Origin of the sequence: Microbacterium meiriae, from assembly GCF_025143875.1 — a bacterium.
GTDB lineage: Bacteria > Actinomycetota > Actinomycetes > Actinomycetales > Microbacteriaceae > Microbacterium > Microbacterium meiriae.
The window spans coordinates 12859-31896 of sequence record NZ_JAMBDU010000017.1 but is presented as its reverse complement, the minus strand read 5'-3'; the positions used below and the strand labels follow the sequence as shown (position 1 = coordinate 31896).

General features: G+C 69.5%; 16 protein-coding genes. 9 read left to right on the top strand and 7 right to left on the bottom strand.

Annotated features, from left to right (window positions below):
- Positions 1-50: 50 nt before the first annotated feature.
- Genes M4D53_RS11465 through M4D53_RS11445 form a run of 5 tightly spaced genes read right to left on the bottom strand, consistent with a single transcriptional unit; the run spans position 51 to position 4559 of the window.
- Entirely contained in the window at positions 51-1103 is a 1053-nt protein-coding gene (locus M4D53_RS11465; RefSeq protein ID WP_259954117.1) for a vWA domain-containing protein, read from the bottom strand.
- Entirely contained in the window at positions 1100-2086 is a 987-nt protein-coding gene (locus M4D53_RS11460) for a VWA domain-containing protein (protein ID WP_232089139.1), read from the bottom strand. The genes M4D53_RS11465 and M4D53_RS11460 overlap by 4 nt, the downstream gene beginning before the upstream one ends.
- Positions 2077-2565 carry a hypothetical protein gene (locus M4D53_RS11455; RefSeq protein ID WP_259954116.1) on the bottom strand — a complete coding sequence of 163 codons (489 nt, stop codon included), beginning with the start codon at positions 2563-2565 and terminating at the stop codon, positions 2077-2079. Before M4D53_RS11455 ends, M4D53_RS11460 begins: the two co-directional genes overlap by 10 nt.
- Entirely contained in the window at positions 2552-3439 is an 888-nt protein-coding gene (locus tag M4D53_RS11450; RefSeq protein ID WP_259954115.1) for a DUF58 domain-containing protein, read from the bottom strand. The genes M4D53_RS11455 and M4D53_RS11450 overlap by 14 nt, the downstream gene beginning before the upstream one ends.
- Before the next feature lie 31 nt (positions 3440-3470).
- Positions 3471-4559, bottom strand: a complete 1089-nt coding sequence (locus tag M4D53_RS11445) for an AAA family ATPase (protein WP_259954114.1) — start codon at positions 4557-4559, stop codon at positions 3471-3473.
- Between the two features lie 319 nt (positions 4560-4878).
- Between M4D53_RS11445 and M4D53_RS11440 the strand changes: the two genes are divergently transcribed.
- Positions 4879-5997 carry a HesA/MoeB/ThiF family protein gene (locus M4D53_RS11440; RefSeq protein ID WP_259954113.1) on the top strand — a complete coding sequence of 373 codons (1119 nt, stop codon included), beginning with the start codon at positions 4879-4881 and terminating at the stop codon, positions 5995-5997.
- Positions 5994-7259, top strand: a complete 1266-nt coding sequence (locus M4D53_RS11435) for an MFS transporter (RefSeq protein WP_259954111.1) — start codon at positions 5994-5996, stop codon at positions 7257-7259. The genes M4D53_RS11440 and M4D53_RS11435 overlap by 4 nt, the downstream gene beginning before the upstream one ends.
- On the opposite strand, the gene M4D53_RS11430 is transcribed toward M4D53_RS11435, so the two are convergent.
- A complete protein-coding gene (locus tag M4D53_RS11430; RefSeq protein ID WP_259954109.1) occupies positions 7186-8160 on the bottom strand; it encodes a DMT family transporter in 975 nt (324 codons plus the stop codon). The two genes, M4D53_RS11435 and M4D53_RS11430, sit on opposite strands and share 74 nt — an antisense overlap.
- Positions 8161-8374: 214 nt before the next feature.
- Here M4D53_RS11430 and M4D53_RS11425 point away from each other — a divergent pair, with 214 nt between their 5' ends.
- On the top strand, positions 8375-9736 hold the full coding sequence (locus M4D53_RS11425) for a trimethylamine monooxygenase (protein ID WP_259954108.1): 1362 nt from the start codon (positions 8375-8377) through the stop codon (positions 9734-9736).
- A gap of 79 nt (positions 9737-9815) precedes the next feature.
- Here the strand turns inward: M4D53_RS11425 and M4D53_RS11420 are convergent, their stop codons facing one another.
- Complete coding sequence (locus tag M4D53_RS11420) at positions 9816-10499, bottom strand: Pr6Pr family membrane protein (protein WP_259954106.1); 684 nt, start codon at positions 10497-10499, stop codon at positions 9816-9818.
- Positions 10500-10688: 189 nt separating this feature from the next.
- Here M4D53_RS11420 and M4D53_RS11415 point away from each other — a divergent pair, with 189 nt between their 5' ends.
- From M4D53_RS11415 to M4D53_RS11390, 6 genes are all read left to right on the top strand, one after another.
- On the top strand, positions 10689-11909 hold the full coding sequence (locus tag M4D53_RS11415; protein ID WP_259954105.1) for a hypothetical protein: 1221 nt from the start codon (positions 10689-10691) through the stop codon (positions 11907-11909).
- Positions 11910-12531: 622 nt separating this feature from the next.
- Complete coding sequence (locus tag M4D53_RS11410; protein ID WP_060922320.1) at positions 12532-13818, top strand: adenylosuccinate synthase; 1287 nt, start codon at positions 12532-12534, stop codon at positions 13816-13818.
- A gap of 5 nt (positions 13819-13823) precedes the next feature.
- Positions 13824-14927, top strand: a complete 1104-nt coding sequence (locus M4D53_RS11405) for a lactonase family protein (RefSeq protein ID WP_259954103.1) — start codon at positions 13824-13826, stop codon at positions 14925-14927.
- Positions 14928-14993: 66 nt separating this feature from the next.
- Positions 14994-16385, top strand: coding sequence for an MFS transporter (locus M4D53_RS11400; protein WP_259954101.1), 1392 nt, complete (start codon positions 14994-14996; stop codon positions 16383-16385).
- A gap of 75 nt (positions 16386-16460) precedes the next feature.
- Positions 16461-17039 (top strand): biotin transporter BioY, encoded by a 579-nt coding sequence (locus tag M4D53_RS11395; protein ID WP_259954099.1) that lies wholly within the window; start codon positions 16461-16463, stop codon positions 17037-17039.
- A 479-nt stretch (positions 17040-17518) separates the two neighbouring features.
- The gene (locus tag M4D53_RS11390) at positions 17519-18955 is read left to right on the top strand and encodes a dihydrolipoyl dehydrogenase family protein (protein ID WP_259954097.1); all 1437 of its coding nucleotides are present in this window, start codon (positions 17519-17521) and stop codon (positions 18953-18955) included.
- The last annotated feature ends 83 nt before the right edge of the window (positions 18956-19038 follow it).

The following is a 19038-nucleotide window of genomic DNA, read 5'->3' as shown; positions in this document are numbered from 1 at the left end:
GCGCGGCACACACGCCGTATCTGCAGGGAAGCCCGGGGCCTCGGGCGCCGTCAGGGGGTGGGGGGTGGAACCGACCGTCCGGCGCGAGGGACGCGGAGACCGCGGAGCCGGGCGACCAGGATCGTCGCGCGGGTGAGCTCCACCGCGAGCGCGGCGAGGATGACCAGTGCGGCGACCCAGTACAGCTCGATCACGTTCCCCACCTCGCCGGCGTCGGAATAGGCGGTGGTACTCGACGGTGCGGCGGGGAGCGACGGGGCGACGCCCGCCTCCCGGTGCTCGTACTCGACGCCGAGCTGTCCGGCGATCGTCTCGAGGTTCCCCTCGTCGATGACGGAGAGTGCATCGGCACCCTGGTACTGGATGTACTCGGAGCCGATCTGATCGAGGCCGCCCGTCGTCACGCGCATCGGACCGCCCTCGGCCGTCCCGTACCCGAAGACGGCTCCGGCGTCGGTGTAGCGCGCGCTGTCGGCGAAGGACTCCGGCGCGGAACCCGTCGTCTGCTCGCCGTCGCCGAAGTAGAAGACCATGCGCGAACGGTCCGGCGACGACTCCGCCGCGGCGGCGAGGGTCTCGCTCAACAGCGGTGCGGCCACGCCGATCGAGCTGCCGCGCGACTGGCTCGTGACCTCGGGGCGCAGCACGTCCAGCGATCCGAGGAGGGCGGTGGTGTCGGTGGTCAGCGGAATCCGCAGCTCGGCCGCCGCATCCGAGGTGACCAGGGCGAAACGGGCTCCGGGGTACTCCTCCACGAGGGCCCGCACGTCCGCGCGGACGCCATCGAGCCGGGGAGAGCCGTCGTCCCAGTCCTCGGCGACGATGCTCGCGGTGGTGTCGACGACCAGCACGATGTCGGTGTCGGTCGCCAGCGTCTGCGTGGATCCTCCGGGGAGCCCCGGCCGCAGCAGCATCACGGCGCAGGCGAGGACCATCACGAGCCGCAGGGCCCACAGCGACCGGTGCACGGCGAGAGCGCGTCGATCGGTCACGACCTCGCCGCCGACCCGCGGGGCGCGGACGAGCATCCAGACGCCCACCGCGGCGACGCCGGCGCACAGCAGCAGGATGAGGAACACGGGGAGGACGGGCTGGAAGATCACAGGCGCACCCTCCACACCAGGACGACGAAGCCGAGCGCGAGGACCGAGAGAACGGCGATCCACAGGTTCGGGGTGTCCGTCCAGACCACCTGCGCCTCGCCGCGCAGCGCCGTGGCCTCCTGCTTCTGCACCTCGTCGATGATGTCGCCGACCGTGGTCGTGTCACGGAGTCCGTACGCGGCGCCTCCCGTGGCCTCGGCGGCGGCCGCGAGCTCGGCGCTGACGTCGGCGTCCTTGCCCTCGACCGGGTTGATCGCGAACACCCGCACATCCTTCGAGGCCGCATACGCCGCGGCCTCGTCGAGCGTCACGATCGAGGCGCCGTTGATCTCGTTGTCCGTCGCGAAGATCACCGACCGCGACCGGTCGTCGTCCGGGTGGTCGAAGCCCATGGTGCACGCCGCGAGCCCGTCGCCGATGAGGGAGGCGCCGTCGCCGTTGAGGGTGCCGAGCCAGTGCTCCGGGATCTCGTCCACGTAGTCGAAGCTCGACATCATGCTCGCGAGGTGCTCGCGGATGAAGTCGTAGTCGTCGGTGAGGGGGAAGATCTGCACGGGCGAGCTGTTGAAGATCGTCAGGCCGATGCGCTCCCCCTCGAAGCCGTCGAGCAGCTCGTCGAACACGGAGAGCACCTCGACGTCGACCTCGGACATCGAGCCCGACACGTCCAGACACAGCATGATGTCTCGGCTGGTGTCGACGGGCTGCACCGTCTGGGCGGACATCGGCCGTGCGGCCACGACGCCGGCGGCCAGTGCCGCTCCCGCGCCGAGAGCGAGCAGGCCGGTCAGGGCGACGGCGCGACGGGACAGCGCCTGACGGAAGGACGGGAGCGCCCGCAGCCGCTCCGCCCTGGCCACGCGGGCCGTGTCCGCCGCACGCCGGTCCCGATGGCGGCGCAGCCCCACCACGAGACCGATCACCACCGCGGCGACGACGACAGCGGCGGCGAGGACCAGCATCCAGACGTTCGCTAGTGCCATGCGCGCACCACCGTCCTGGCGGCTTCGGCTCCGGCGACCGGGTCGATCGCGGGCCCCTGCCGGAAGATGCTCGGATAGTAGTGACGACCCATCGCGTCGATGAGCGCCGGGTGGACGCCGCGGGACACGAGGTCGTCGAGGGCGAGCACCGGTGCCTCCAGACCGCTGTACTCGTTGACGAACGTGCGTACGACGCGGCTCAGCTCCAGGTTCGCCTGCCGTGCGGAGAGCCGGCGGTCCCGGTAGTCGTGCTCGACGCGGTCGATGCGGTCGAGGTACTCCGAGCGCAGAGCGGACAGCACATCGAGCGTGGACGGCTGCCCGGCATCCGCGGCCCCTCCGGAGGCGGCGGTGCGGGGGCGGGTGAGCCGGAACAGCAGCCAGGCGCCCACGATCAGCAGCGCCAGGACGCCGAGAGCGAGCAGCATCCATCCCCACCCATACTGCGCCGGGGGGTAGAGCTCGTCAGAACCGGGCATCGGACCTCCGGTTCAACAGGTGCAGCAGCTGCGGAACGGCGTGGTCCTGACCGTCGAGCGCGGCGTGGGTGATCTCCATCCGTGTGAGCAGGTCGGCGAGCCGGGCGGCATCCGCCGCCCGCTGCGCGCTGAGCTCGTTCACGATCGTGCGGTCGCCCTGGATGAAATCGGGAACCTGCCAGAGGCTGTCGACGTCGGCGCGCAGCCGCGCGGACCGGTGATCGAGCACCGGTTCGGCGTCGCGCAGGGTGATCCAGAGCACGTCGTGCTGCACGCGCAGTCGGCGCAGCAGCCGCTCGGTCTCCGTCGTCACCGGGGCCTCGTCGGTGACGACGACGACGATCATGCGCCGCGCGATCGTCCGCGTGACGAAGGAGAGCAGGGCGTCGCGATCGCTGGGGGCGGCCGCGTCGTCGACCGCGCGGTCGATCGTCCGCAGCGCGTGTTCCAGGGCACCTTCGCTGCGCCCCGGTGCCAGGCGACGGACGCGGGAGGCGTCGCCGTAGACGACCGTGAAGTCGTCGCCGTGCCGGAGCGTCAGCACGCCGAGGGCTCCGGTCGCCAGGATCGCCAGGTCCTTCTTCGAGCGCTCGTCCGCGGCGAGAGCGGTCATCGAGCGTCCCGTGTCGACGACGAACATCACCGTGTGCATGCGCGTGGCCCGTGACCGCTTGACCAACGGGGTGCCGAGGCGGGCGGTCGCGCGCCAGTCGATGTCGCGCACCTGGTCGCCGTACTCGTACTTGCGCAGGTCCTCGAAGTCGAGGCTCCGCCCGTGCAGCAACGACGCGTAGGCGCCGTCGAGCGCGTGCAGCGACTTGCGGTTCGAGTGGATGAAGAGCTTGCTCTTCACCTGCGTGATGAGGCTGGGCATCTGGCGCGGGATCCGTGAACGTGTCGACGGGTCAGGGGGTGGGCACGGCGGCGAAGATCTGGTCGATGATCTCCTCGCTGCGGATGCCCTCGGCGTCAGCCTCGAACGTCAGCAGCACGCGGTGCCGCAGCACGAGGTGTCGCAGGGCGCGGATGTCCTCGGGAAGGACGTGGGTCCGGCCGCTGAGGAGGGCGAGGGCGCGCGAGGCCTGGAGGAAGGCGATGCTGGCCCGCGGGCTCGCGCCGTACTTGATGAAGCGGGCGCGCTCGTCCCCGATGTACGGCGCGGGATTCCGGGTCACGTACGCGATCGACACGATGTAGTTGCGGATCGCGGGGTCGACGTAGATGCGGCTCGCGACGTCCTGCAGCAGGTGCACGTCGTCCAGCGTGACGGCGCTGTGCACGTGCCGGTCGGGGTCGAGCACGCCCGAGTCGATGCGGCTGAGGATCTCGAACTCCTCCGCCGGGCTCGGGTACTCCACGATCTCCTTGAGGAGGAACCGGTCCATCTGCGCTTCGGGCAGCTCGTACGTGCCCTCCTGCTCGATGGGGTTCTGCGTCGCGATCACGAGGAACGGCTTCGGCAGCGGGTGGATCTCGCCGCCGACGGTGGTCTGGTGCTCCTGCATCGCCTCGAGCATGGCGCTCTGGGTCTTGGCGCTGGAGCGGTTGATCTCGTCGAGCAGCACGAAGTTCGCGTGCACGGGGCCGAGCACCGTCCGGAAGCTGCCCGTCGCGGCGTCGTAGATCTGGTTGCCCGTGATGTCGCTCGGCAGGAGGTCGGGCGTGCACTGGATGCGCTTGAACTTCGCCTTCACGGTGTCCGCGAGCGTGCTGGCGGCAGTGGTCTTGGCGAGGCCGGGCACGCTCTCGAGGAGGATGTGACCGCCGGCGATGAGCGCCACGAGCAGGCTGGTGCGCAGGCGCTCCTGGCCCACCATCTTCGCGGAGTACGCGTCGGAGATCGTCTGCAGCACGGAACCGGCGCGCGCCATCTCGGCGTCGGTCGGAGCGGCGGAAGCAGCGGCGGGTGCCGGGGCGGCGGTTGGCGCGGCGGACGCGGGGGGCGGCGGGGGTGCGGAGATCGTCGGCGGGGTCGGCGCGTCGGCGTCGGTCATCGGTCTTCGTCTCCCTCGGTCACACGCGGGCCCGCACGGCGCGCCCCTCCGCCGACCAGCGTAATCGCAACCTGCGCGGAGGTCGCCGCTAAGCGGCCGGATGAGTCTGCTCCAACGCCTCCATTGACATGCAACGTTTTACCCGCTGATACTTGGCTCGTTCGATACCGACCCGACTATGCGAGAGGAGGAGCTATGTCGTTCACAGTTCGGGCAACCAAGGAACGTGACATCAGCTGGGGTGTTCTCTGAGAACGCGCACGCCACCCCGTATCGCTCGGCCTCCTCGGTCGAGCGATACGGGGCCGGAAGGAACTTCATGCGACCGCAGATCAAAAGAGCGCTACCCATCTATTGGCTCGCTGACGATGTCGTCCGCATCGGCGCGCAGCAGGGGATCACGAAGGAGCTCACCGACCCGCAGGGCCAATTGCGCGTCCTGTTACCGCTGCTCGACGGCAGGCGTGAGTACCGCGACGTCCTTCGAGAGGCGTGCCAAGCCCTCGGCGACCTGTCTGAAGACGACGTGCGCGAGGGGATCCAGTATCTCGACGCAAGCGGCCTCATCGAGGACGCGTGCTCTTACGACAGCCTGCCCGTTCGGCTGGAGGCCAATCAGACGTTCTTTGCGGCCGCCGCCGAGAATACGCAGGCAGCGGCGAATCGTGCCCAGCACGTTCTCCGCGAGTCTCATGTCGTTCTGCTCGGGCTCGGAGGGGGCGGAAGCGCAAGCCTCCCGCAGCTTCTGGCGTGCGGCCTCCGTAAGCTCACCATCCTGGGGTACGACGTCGTAGATGAGAGCAACCTCAACCGGCAGACTCTGTTCCGGACGAGTGATATCGGGCGGAAGAAGACCGACGTAAGCGCAGAGTATTGTCGAGCGTTCGCTCCGGACGTCGATGTCGAGGTGTTCGATCTGAAGGTCGCCTCGGTGGACGACATCGTTCGGGTCGCGCGGGGAGCCGACGTCATCATCTGCGCCATCGATGAGCCTCGGTTCATTGCCCAACGCCGTGCGAACGCCGCGGCGGTGCGACTCGGAATCCCCGTCGTCATCATGCTCACTCAGCACACCAGCGGCCGCTTCTTCTCGGTGGTTCCGCGAGAGTCCGGCTGCCTCGATTGCTTGCACATCTTCGACGAACTCAACACGGATGGCTTCCTGCGGCAGTTCCATGCACTGATGTCGCCGGCGAGAGACGCGGCGACCGCGGCGATTGCGCCGCACATTCAGAGGCTCACGTCCTTCGGCGTGGACGAGGCGATGCGCCTGATCACCGGATACGCGGCCCCTTTGGGTCTCGGCCGACAGGTCGAGGTGAACTACATCTCAGGAGCGCTCCGCATCATCATGAACTGGGATCGACACCCGGGCTGCCCGACGTGCGGATCGGGCGACTCCCAGTTCGACTACATCTTCGATGCCGACCCGCTGTGAATCCGCCTCGGCTGGGTCTCTGGCGCGTCCGCGACTATCGGGCGTGGTTCGCCGGTGACACGCTCACCCAAGTCGGCCTGAGCATCGGGGCCTTCGCCTTCACTCTTCTCGGCTACTACGTCACATCCGACGCCTTTCTCGCAGGGCTGATCGGCACTGTCTCGGCCGTCGCGCGGGCGGTGTCGACCCTTCCTGGTGGCGTTCTCGCCGACAGGTTCGACGCCCGAAGGCTGATGATCTGGTCGGGCGCGTCCGCGTTCGCAATCTACGGAGGGCTGTCGGCGATGTACGTCACGGGCACGCTGACGACAGCTGCGCTCATCGTGATCGCGGCAGGAGAGGGGCTCGTCGTGGGGCTCTTCTTCACGGTCACGGACGTCGCGCTCCCGCGCATCGTCGGGAAGCGATTCCTGGCCGAGGCATCCGCAGCCAACCAGTCTCGCGACGCAGCCATCCGGCTTGCGGCGGCACCGGTATCGGGGCTGCTCTTCGGTGTGCACCCTTCGTTGCCGCTGATCGTCTCGGCGGTCGCTCGGCTCGGAGAAGTCGGATCCGCCCTCGCGATACGCAAGGACCTCAGCCCCGAGGGCCTCGGTGACGAAGCGGGGGTGCGATCGCTCGCCGCAGGTCGTCGTTGGCTGGCGGTGTGGCGTCAACCGCGAACCCTCATCGGTCTGATCGTGCTGGTCAACTTCTGCCTTGGTGCCTGTGGAATGACCATCGTGCTCAGCCAGCAACAGACAGGCACCCCCGCGTGGCAGATCGGAACCATCCAGACCATGCAGGGCGCAGGCGTGCTCGCAGGTGGAGCCGTCGCGGGATGGATACTCCGCCGATACAGCGGGCGCGCGATCGTGCGCCTATCGATCTGCATGATCACTCTGGCGTTCACCGCTCTTCTCGTTACTCAGAGCGTTCCCGCTGTGGCGGTCATCGGCTTCGTCGCCTCGATGCCGTTGATACCTCTCAACGCCGTGCAGGGGTCGTACCTCGCGTTGATCATCCCCGACCAGATCCGCGGTCGCGTGCTGTCGCTTTCGTCCTTGCTCGGAGCGCTCGCCGGCGGTGCGGCGCCTCTGCTGGCCGGAGCGCTTCTGGAGTACGCCGGTTACTACCTTGCGGTCGGGGTGCCTCTCGCCATCCTCGCGGGGACGGCGGTGGCCGCTGCGCTCTCCAGGGCGGTCGGAGCTATTCCCCGGAGGAGCGAGTTCGACCAGGTCGAACCGCTTCCCCTGTCCGCGGGTGCCATCGCAGACGCGTGATGAGCACGCCGAGCAGGCACAGCGCGCCGCCCACGAACATGAGCGGGGTGGGCACCTCCCCGAGGATCAGCCAGGACAGCAGGATCGCGAGGGCCGGGACCACGTACGTCGTCGCGGAGGTCTTCCCCGCGGTGCTGCGCTGCAGCACGTACGCCCAGGTGGTGAAGGCGATCGCGGTGGGGAAGATACCGAGGTAGACCACCCATAGCGTTGCGTCGAGGGGCGCCGTCTGCACGTCGGCGATCAGGGCGCCGAGCCAGGGAAGCAGGGCGATCGTGCCGGCGGCCGCCCCGAGCCAGGTCAGCGTGGTGGCGTCGACCCCTGAGGTGAGCAGGTTTTTCTGCAGCAGGGTGCACCCCGCGTACATGACCGCGGCGAGAAGGGCCAGCAGGAGGCCCGTGAGGTCGGGGCCGGTGCTGCTGGTGGAGTTCATGCCGATGAGGACCACCCCGAGGAAGGCGATGGGAGCGCCGATCACGAGGGGTCGGGGGAATCCCTCCCGGAGGAAGAGACCGCTGAAGACGACGACCATGAGCGGCGCCAGGTTCACGACCATCGCGGCGGTCCCGGCGTCGAGGGTGCGTTCGGCGCTGTTGAGGGCCAGGTTGTAGATGCAGAACCATCCGACGCCCCACACGGCGATCAGCAGCCAGTGGCGGCGCTCCGGGAGCCTGATGCCGTGCCGCAGCGCGATGATCGTCAGCACGAGGGTGCCCACCGCCATGCGCAGCAGCGCCAAGGCCCCGGGGTCGTAGTGCGGCCCCGCGCCACGGATCCCGATGAAGGCCGAGGCCCAGAGCACCACCGTCACCGCGGCCGCGAGCAGGACCAGGACGCCGCGCGATCGCGCCGGCGAGCCCTGCGGGTCGAGCCGCTCCGATGCCCTGATGTCCTGTCGCACCGTCCGATCCTGGCACCGGCCGCCGACATCGGCGATGCGCGGAAGCGACAGCCGTCGTCGCATTCCCGCCAGCGTCGCCGCGGGGCACTGCTAACGTCGAAGAGCAGCCACTGTCCGGGCGGGTCGAGCGTTCCGCTCCCACCGGGGAAGAACTGTCCTCCTCTCCCGGATACGGCTGCGCCCGATACATGACGGAAGAGTTTGAGGACGATACGTGACGAACAGTGAACGAGTAGCGATCATCGGCGCCGGCCCTTCGGGGATGGCGCAGCTGCGGGCCTTCGAGTCCGCGGCCCGTGCGGGGGCGGAGATCCCCGAACTGGTCTGCTTCGAGAAGCAGGCCGACTGGGGCGGCCAGTGGAACTACACCTGGCGCACCGGGCTGGACGAGTACGGCGAGCCCGTGCACTCCAGCATGTACCGCAACCTGTGGTCGAACGGCCCGAAGGAGGCCCTGGAGTTCGCCGACTACACCTTCGACGAGCACTTCGGACGGCCGATCTCGTCGTACCCGCCGCGTCCGGTGCTGTGGGACTACATCGCCGGGCGTCTCGCGAAGACGCAGGTGCGCGACCTCATCCGTTTCGAGACCGCGGTGCGCTGGGTGGAGTTCGACGAGGAGCGTGAGGTGTTCCGCCTCACCAGCGAGCACCTGCCCACCGGGCGCACGACCACGGAGGAGTTCGACCGGGTCGTCGTGGCCAGCGGTCACTTCTCCTTCCCGAACGTGCCGCACTTCGACGGCATCGAGACCTTCCCCGGATCCGTCGCCCACGCGCACGACTTCCGGGGCGCGGAGGCCCTCGCCGGGCGGGACGTGCTCGTGATCGGGTCGAGCTACTCGGCGGAGGACATCGGCAGCCAGGCGTTCAAGATGGGCGCTCGCTCGGTCACCGCGAGCTACCGGACCGCGCCGATGGGCTATGACTGGCCGGAGGGCTTCGAGGAGCGTCCGTGCGTCGAGCGCTTCGAGGGCCGTACCGTGCACTTCGCCGACGGCACCTCGAAGGAGGTGGACGCGGTCATCCTCTGCACCGGCTACCTGCACAAGTACCCGTTCCTGCCCGCGGAGCTCGCCCTGTCCTCGCCGAACAACGTCTACCCCGACGGGCTGTACCGGGGGGTGCTCTGGCAGGGCAACCCGCGCCTCGCCTACCTCGGCGCGCAGGACCAGTGGTTCACGTTCAACATGTTCGACGCGCAGGCCTGGTTCGTGCGCGACGTCATCCTCGGCCGGATCGCCCTCCCCGACGAGGCCGAGCGTGCCGCGTCCATCGCCGCGTGGCGGAAGCGGTTCGCCGAGATCGACTCGGCGGCGACGGAGATCCGCTTCCAGGCCGACTACATCCGCGACCTGCTGGAGTGCACCGACTACCCGGCATTCGACCTCGATCGCGTCGTGGAGATCTTCCTCGCCTGGAAGCACGACAAGAAGGCCGACATCATGGGCTACCGCGACCGCGTGTACCCCTCGGTCATGACCGGGACGCTCGCCGCCGCACACCACACGCCATGGCTGGACGAGCTCGACGACTCCCTCGAGCGCTACCTCGAGGCCGACGCGCTCCTCGTCTGATCGCCGACCCACCCCCTTCCGGCCGTCCCACCCCTTTTCGCACGTTCGCAAGGGGGTGGGGCGCGCGGGAAGGGGTGGGTCACCGCCTGGCCCGACGCCGCCCGATCCCCACGACGACCGTGGCAGTGGCGAGGATGATCGCGGCGATGAGGAGCACCCAGAGTGCGACACCGCCGTAGCCGCCGTTCAGCGCGGGATCGAGGAAGGGGTACGGGTACCACCACGGGTTCCCGGTCGCGGGTGCGGTCACGAGGTTCGCGCGGAGCAGTGTGTAGATCACCCACACGATCGGGAAGATCGCGGCGATCCCCACGGTGCCCCAGCCGAGTGCACGACGACGCGGCGCGAACAGCACGTCGGCGAGCAGGACGAGCGGGACGACGACGTGCAGCACCTCGTTGGACCAGGCGACCGTGGCCCCCTGCGGCAGCGCGATCCCGCGGAGCAGCGTGTTGTAGACGACGCCCGTGACGATCATGTAGGTGCTCGCGCACACGAGCAGCGTCGCCAGCCACGTCGGCTCGACCCGGGCATCTCGGTGGATCAGCCCCCAGATCCCGCCGACGGCCAGCACGACCGCGGCCAGCACGTTGGAGAGGATCGTGAAGAAGCTGAAGAAGTTCACGACGACGGTGGGCAAATGCGCGCCCCACGCGGTGTCTGCGGTGAGGGCGATCTCCAGCGTGCGCACGAGCTGCGCGACGATCGCCGCCATCGCGAGCGCCGCCGCCGCGAGTCGGATGTAGGGCCACCACCGCCTCATCGCCCACCTCCGTCGCCACTGTAGCGGGATCGAAACCGTGCCTCCGCCCCGGGTGTGGGATCGAAACCGTGCCTCCGGCGACTCGGGGAGGAGCGTATCCCGTCCCGTATCGCGCTTCCCCGGCGGACAAGCTTCGGCAATGATGGTCGAGATGGCGTCACGAAGGCCACGGACCCGCCGGAGGTAGTCATGTCGTACGACATCGAAGTGTATGGAAAGCTCCGGCTCGCACCGTCCGAGGTGCAGACCGGGACGGGTTCAGTCACAGCGAGCGAGATCGCTGGCGAGGCGCTCGTTCAGGCCTTCACTCATGATTCAGGGGAGTACTGCTTCATCGTCGACGGGCCGCACGACGTCGGCGGCGAAGACATGGACAGTGTTCCCACCGGCCTCCCCGACAACGTGCGCTTCCGGTACGCAGTCGTCGTCGAAGGCTCTGCGCAGCCCCATATCGGACACGCGCTGCGTTTCGCGGATGATCTGGCCGGGGTGGTGGGAGGGGTCGTGCACGACCCACAGGTCGCCGTGGAGGAGACGTCCGACCCTCGATACGTGTCACGGAGGACCGGGCCCAGCCGCGAGAAGTTCCTGCACGTCGAGTGGTTCCGGCGCTTCGACGAGGAAAGCCCTTCGTTTGCCCAGATGTATCTCGAATCAGCGAAGGAGCATCTTCCGGCCGCACTGCCCACCGTGTTCGGGTTCAGCGAGCCACTACGAGGAAAGCTCGCAGAGGAGGGGGCGGAAGGGGTCGACCGCATCTACCGAGAAGATGGTGACCGCAGCAGACTGGTCCTCCGGGGGCGAAAGCCGCTCATCTCGGGATTTGTCAGTGGGTGGTCCGATCAGTCCATCGCTGAACAGCAGCGCGTCCGGCTCGTCTTCGACGCGTCGGCGCTCTCCAAGCCTCGATTCGTCAGCGCCTTCGAGAGCTTCTTCGTCGATTTCGCACAGCGTTCGAGCAGCTTCTTCTCGTACGCCGAGGTCACGCAGTCCCGCTTCTCACCGACGATGGCGCTGCCGCAATGGGGTGAGTGGCCGGGGCTGCCGCAGAGCCCTCCGTGGCTGAGCTGGTTCTCCACGGAGTACGCCGACCTCGTCCGCCCGCATCTGACCGCGGGTGCGCATCGCGAGCTGAGCGGCGGCATGCTCTATCGCTCGAACATGCCCGCGACGAGCGTCAGCGCTTCATGGACGGAGCCGGGGGCCTGGGTCCCCTCCGAGTTCGTTCCTGTTCAGGCGGATCCTGACATCACCGCAAATCGACGGCTCGCGCGAGCGAGATGCCCATCGCGCTCCTGTCATCGGACTACTTCGTCAAGGTCCGGTGACTGTGGACCCCGATCGGTGGCGACTATCAGACGATCTCGATCGATTTCGAGCTCGACCACTTGGTGGAGTCGGACGCGTTAGGCGCAGTCGCGGGGTTCCTCGTGGATGTGGCACGTCGCGTCGGCAGCTTCTTCGCCTTCGCCGAGCTCAACGACACTCGGTTCGCGACGGCGCGTCCGCGCGGTTTCGACGGAGCGTGGGGAGGGCTGCCGGTGGACCCTCAGTGGGCCACCTGGTACGACGCGAAGTACTCCACGCTGGTCCGGCCCCGTCTCCGAGGTGGCGAGATCCAGGAGTTCCCGGAGGGGCTCATGCACCGATGGTCCACCACACCGGCAAGGGCAGACGCGATACGCCGGGGGCTCAGCACCACATGGCCGCCACCCGATCTCGTGGGCTCGGTCCACACCACACCAGGCGGTCCCCGTGGGATCGCACAGGCGAAGGTCGTGCCGGAATCGCTACGAGTCCCTTCCTCGTGAGCGGAAGTGCTGGTCCTCGGTGAGCCTTCGTCGACGAACGCGCGCCACCGCCTGATACGGGATCGAAACCGCGCCTTCAGGGCCCCGGGTCGGTGTGTATTCCGTCCCGTATCGCGCTTCCGAGGGCTGTCGGAGGCCTGCCGATAGGATGGGAGAGCCCGATCGGGCCAGCTCATCCGCCGGTGGAATCCCGGCGAGAGGCATCATCCAGGGGGTTACCCATGCCAGGAATCGTGATCGTCGGCGTGCAGTGGGGCGACGAAGGAAAGGGCAAGGCCACCGATCTGCTCGGTGAGCGCACCGACTGGGTGGTGAAGTTCAACGGCGGCAACAACGCCGGGCACACCGTCGTCGTCGGCGACGAGAAGTACGCCCTGCACCTGCTGCCCTCCGGCATCCTGTCGCCCGGCGTGAACCCGGTCATCGGCAACGGCGTGGTCATCGACCTCGAAGTCCTCTTCTCCGAGCTGGAGGCCCTGTCCGCCCGCGGCATCGACGTCTCGCGGCTCAAGGTCAGTGCCAACGCGCACATCATCACCCAGTACCACCGCACGCTCGACAAGGTCACCGAGCGCTTCCTCGGCAAGCGCAACATCGGCACGACCGGCCGCGGCATCGGTCCGGCCTACGCCGACAAGATCAACCGCGTCGGCATCCGCGTTCAGGACCTCTTCGACGAGAACATCCTGCGCCAGAAGGTCGAGGGCGCTCTCGACCAGAAGAACCACCTCCTGGTGAAGGTCTTCAACCGCCGCGCCGTCACCTGCGACGAGATCGTCGACGACCTGCTCTCCTACGCCGAGCGTCTGCGTCCGATGGTCGCCGACACCGGCTACCTCATCGACCAGGCCCTGAGCCGCGGCGAGGTCGTCGTGTTCGAGGGTGGCCAGGCCACGATGCTCGACATCGACCACGGCACCTACCCGTTCGTCACGTCGTCCTCGGCCACGGCCGGCGGCGCCTCGACCGGGTCCGGCGTCGGCCCCGGCGCACTCGACCGCATCGTCGGCATCGTCAAGGCCTACACGACCCGCGTCGGCTCCGGCCCGTTCCCGACCGAGCTGTTCGACGAGCAGGGCGACTGGCTGCGCAAGCAGGGCTTCGAGTTCGGCACCACGACCGGGCGCCCGCGCCGCGTCGGCTGGTACGACGCCCCCATCACCCGCTACGCCACGCGCATCAACGGCATCACCGACCTCGTGCTGACCAAGCTCGACATCCTCACCGGGCTCGAGAAGATCCCGGTGTGCGTGGCCTACGACGTCGACGGGGAGCGCTTCGACGAGGTGCCGGTGAACCAGACCGACTTCCACCACGCGAAGCCGATCCTGGAGTACTTCCCCGGGTGGAGCGAGGACATCTCGACCGCGCGCACCTTCGAGGATCTTCCGCAGACGGCGCAGGACTACGTGCTCGCGCTGGAGGAGATGAGCAACACCCGCATCTCGGTGATCGGCGTCGGCCCGGAGCGCGATCAGGTGATCGTGCGCCACGACCTGCTCGACTGATCGGCATGACACGGTTCTGGCTCGGGGGCTACGGCCCGGCGATGGAAGGCTCCGCCGAGGGGATCGGCGTGCTGGCCGGTGACGAGGGCCGTGAGGCCACGACGCTCGCCTACCGCGGACCCGTGACGCAGACGCCGTCGCCGTCGTGGTTGGCGGCGCATCCGTCCCTCGACGTCGTGTACGCGGCGCTGGAGGGCGTTGCCGCGGTGCAGGCGTTCGTGCGCACGGGCGAGATGGCGCTGTCCCCGCTGGGCGATCCGGTGCCGACGGGGGACGGCGTCTGCCATCTCGCGGTGTCGCCGAACGGCCAGACGCTCGTCGCCAGCTGTTACGGCGACGGGCGGGTCGTCCGCTTCGGGCTCGCCGCCGATGGCCAGCTTGTCCCGGCGAAGGAGGATGCAGCCGCGGCCCTGCGTGCCGCCCTGTTCGGGGACGGCGATCCGGACGCGGCTCCCGTCACTCCCGCCGGTGATGGTATCGCTGCGGTCGATCCGCACGGCGCCGCGGACCGCGCATCCCACGCGCACGCCGCCGCCTTCCTCCCGGACGGCCGCGTGGTGACGACCGATCTCGGGTTCGATCTCGTCCGGTTCTGGCGCCTGCAGGGTGGTGGGCTCGCCCTCGATCAGGAGGTCGTGCTCCCGCGCGGCACCGGCCCGCGGCACATGGTCGTGCATCCGAGTGGCCACCTGCACATCGTGACGGAGTACTCGTGCGAGGTCTTCACGCTCGCAGCGGCCGCCGACGGTACCTGGAGCGTCGTCTCCTCGGCTCCGGCGAGCCCCATCGCACAGGTCGGCGTGGACTTCCCCGCCGAGCTCGCCCGCACCAAGGACGGTCAGTTCCTCTACACCGCTCTGCGCGGCAGCAACACCATCGCGGCGCTGCGGGTGCGTGGCAGCGGCGAGGCTCTGGAGCCGGTCGCGCTCGCCGATTCCGGTGTCGACTGGCCGCGGCATCACCTCGTCTACCAGGGCAAGCTCCTCGTCGCCGGGCAACGTTCCGACACCGTGACGCTGCTCGACCTCGATGACCGCACGGGAGCCCCGCTCGGAGTTCGGCACGAGGCGCAGGCTCCCGCACCGACGAGCATCCTCCCGCTCCGCTGAGCCTGTGCGGGGCTGCGCGTCCCCGGGCTTGACCTCAACCATTCTTGAGGTTCTAGCGTCGTCCTCATGACGACCGAGACCGGGCGCGCTGCGCCGTCCACGCCCGCCCCGCCCCGCATCCTCGGTGGCGAGTACGTCTGGATCACGATCGGCGCGTGCGCCCTCGTGTTCCTCGGCGCCTTCGAATCACTGGCGGTCACCACGGTGATGCCCGCGGTCAGCGCCGACCTCGACGGAGAGCGGCTGTACGCGCTCGCCTTCGCCGGGCCGCTCGTGACGAGCGTGATCGGCATGGTCGTGGCCGGAAACTGGTCGGACCGGCGGGGTCCCGTGGTGCCGTTGTATGCGTCCGTCGTCCTGTTCACGGTAGGGCTGCTCGTCGCGGGGCTTGCGTCGAGCATGGAGGTGCTCGTCGCCGGGCGCTTCGCCCAAGGGCTCGGCAACGGCGGGCTCATGGTGGCGCTCTACGTCGTTGTCGCCCGGGTGTATCCGACGTCACTGCACCCGGCGATCTTCGCGGGGTTCGCCGCCGCGTGGGTCATCCCCTCCCTCATCGGTCCGACGATCGCAGGAGCGGTCACGGAGGTGTGGAGCTGGCACTGGGTCTTCCTCGGCGTCGTGGTCCTCGTCGTGCTCGCACTGCTGATGGTCGTCCCGGCTCTCCGGGGACTCGCCCGCAGCGGGGACGCGAACACGCCCTGGGCGCTCGGACGGCTGGGATGGTCGGTGCTCGCCGCCGTCGCGGTGCTCGCCCTCGACCTCGTGGGAGAGGTCCCGGTCGCCGGTCCGTTCCTTTCGGCGGTGGCGGTGGTGGTCGCGGTCGCGGCGGTGCGCCCACTCGTTCCTCGGGGCACCCTCGTCGCCCGTCGGGGGCTGCCGTCGGTGATCCTGGTCCGCGGTCTGGGGGCGGCGGCGTTCTTCGGGGCGCAGATCTACCTGCCGTACCTGCTCACGGATCGATACCTGCTGTCGCCGACCCTCGCCGGGCTCGCGCTGACCGGGGGTGCGCTCGCCTGGTCGGCGGCGGCGACCGTCCAAGGGCGGATGGGCGAGCGCCTGTCGAGCGTGACGGCCGTGCGGGTGGGGACGATCCTCGTGGTCGTCGGGATCGCGCTCGTCCTGGTGATCACCGTGATGCACGCGCCCGCGCTGCTCGCCGCGTTCGCCTGGATCGTCGCCGGCGCCGGGATGGGGTTGATGAGCCCGCGCACGAGCGCTCTCGTCCTGGCGATGTCGTCCCCTGCGGAACAGGGGTTCAACAGTGGTGCCATGACCGTGGCCGACTCGTTCGGCAGTGCGCTCGCCCTCGCCGTCACGGGCTCGCTCTTCGTCGCCCTCGGGGCTGCGGCAGGGGTGGATCCCTTCGTCGGGGTGTTCGCCCTCGCCGCCGTGGTCGGGGCGGGAGCGGCCGCCCTCGCTCCGCGGACGAGGGGTGTCGACCCGGCCGCCGCGGGGTGATTTGCGCCCCGCGTGGCCCGCCCTCTAGCCTGATGAACGGTGTTCAGGTGAACACCGTTCAGGAAGGATGGACCGATGACCCCCACGACCCGCGACACCTCGGCGACCCTCGGCCGCGTCGCCGTCTTCGCCGCGCTCATCATCGTGCTCGGCACGGTCGTCGTCCCGCTGCCCGGCGGGGTGCCCATCACCGGACAGACGCTCGCCGTCATGCTGGCGGGTCTCGTCCTCGGACCGCGTGTCGCGCCGTGGTCGGTCGCACTCGTCCTCGTGCTCGCGGCGATCGGTCTCCCGGTGCTCGCGGGCGGGCGTGGCGGACTCGGGGTCTTCGTCGGCCCCACGGCGGGATATCTGCTCGGGTGGGTCGCCGGTGTCGTCGTCATCGGACTCCTGATGCGCACCGGCCGCCCGACCTGGTGGCGCGCCGCGATCGCGGCGTTCGTCGGCGGCGTCCTCGTCGTCTACGCCTTCGGCATCCCCGTGCAGGCCCTCGTCACCGGCGTCCCGCTCGACCTCACGGCCCTCTCGACCCTGGCCTTCCTTCCCGGCGACCTCATCAAGGTGACCGCGGCCACCCTCATCGTCGTGGCCCTCCGTCGCGCCTATCCCCGGGCCTTCGCCGACCCCCGCCCCGTCCCCTCCGTCGTCGCCTGATTCTCGGGCCGTCCTTTCCGGTCCCGTCGACTCCGTCCGTTCCGTCGACTCCGTCCGGTTCCGTCGACTCCGTCCGTTCCGCCGACTCCGTCCGTCCTGTTCCAGATGCACGACCGTGACACGTCTGCCGGCGGATCGCCCCGTCCGGATCGTGCGACCGTCCCCACGTCGTGCATCCGGAACCTCGGACCCGGCTCGCCGACCCGGATCCGGACCCGTAACCCGCCGTGACGAGTCCCTGGTTCCTGGTCCGGATGCACGACCAGGTCACGTCTGCCGGCGGATCGGTCCCGTCCGAGTCGCGCAGCCGCACTCGGGTCGTGCACCCGGAACGTCGTCGGAAGGAACGTCGTGCATCCGGGACGGGGACCCCCGGGGAAGACGGGCATATCGGCCGACGGGAACAACTCACCCGTGACTCGACGTTCCTCATGAGCGAGACTGGGCCACGGACCGATGCGGCCACGAGAGGGGCGAGCATGACTGCTGCCGAGAAGACCGACGAATACGACCTCATCGTGCTGGGCGGTGGTCCGGTCGGGGAGAACGTGGCGGACCGTGCCGTGCAGGGCGGTCTCAGTGCGATCATCGTGGAGAGCGAGCTCGTCGGCGGGGAGTGCTCGTACTGGGCCTGCATGCCGTCGAAGGCCCTGCTCCGTTCGGCCCAGGCGCTCCGTGCCGCGCAGCACGTCGCCGGCGCCGCGCAGGCCGTCACCGGGACCCTCGACGTGCGGGCGGTGTTCGAGCGCCGCGACTCCTTCACGAGCAACTGGTCCGACGACGGACAGGTGAAGTGGCTCGAGTCCGCCCACATCGACCTCGCCCGAGGCCACGGCCGGCTGACCGGGGAGCGCGAGGTGACCGTGACCGACCAGGACGGCGGCACCCGCGTGCTGCGCGCCCGTCACGCGGTCGCCATCAGCACCGGCTCGGACGCGGTCATCCCGCCGATCGAGGGTCTGCGGGAGGCTTCGCCGTGGACGAGTCGCGAGGCGACCAGTGCCGAGGAGCTGCCCGAGAGCCTCGCGGTGATCGGCGGCGGCGTGGTCGCGGTCGAGATGGCCACCGCGTACGCCGCGCTCGGCTCGTCGGTGACGCTGCTCGCGCGCAGCGGGCTGCTGGGCGGGATGGAGCCCTTCGCCGGGGAGCGGGTGGCCGACGGCCTGCGTGAGCTCGGCGTCGACGTCCGCACCGACACCGGCACGACCGCAGTGCACCGCGACGGCGACCGGGTGACGATCACGCTCGACGGCGGGGAGACCGTGACCGCCGCCGAGGTGCTCGTGGCGACCGGACGCTCTCCGCGCAGCGCCGACATCGGCCTCGACGTTGTCGGACTCGAACCGGGCCGCTGGATCGAGACCGACGACACCCTCCGCGTCCCCGGACACGACTGGCTCTACGCCGTGGGCGACGTCAACGGCCGTGTGCTGCTGACCCACCAGGGCAAGTACCAGGCGCGCGCGGCGGGCGACGTCATCGCCGCCCGCGCGAAGGGCGACGCCGTCGACGACGCCCCCTGGGGGCGTCACGCCGCCACGGCCGATCACGCCGCGGTGCCCCAGGTCACCTTCTCGATCCCGGAGGTCGGATCGGTCGGACTCACCGAGGCGGCGGCCCGCGAGGCCGGCACCGCCGTCCGGGCCGTCGACTACGACCTCGGCTGGGTGGCGGGCGCGAGCCTGTACGAGGACGGCTTCGCCGGGCAGGCGCGCCTGGTCGTCGACACCGACCGCGACGTCGTGATCGGGGCGACCTTCGTCGGCCCGGAGGTCGCCGAGCTCGTCCACGCCGCGACCATCGCGATCGTCGGGGAGGTCCCGATCGCCCGACTCTGGCACGCGGTGCCCTCCTACCCCACGATCAGCGAGATCTGGCTGCGGCTGCTGGAGGGCTACGGCCGCGACTCGGCCTGATCCGGGCAATCCGATTCCGGACGCGTGACGAACAGAACGCGCAATATGTCCCAGATTGACGACCCCGCGCGCAACCCGGTGCC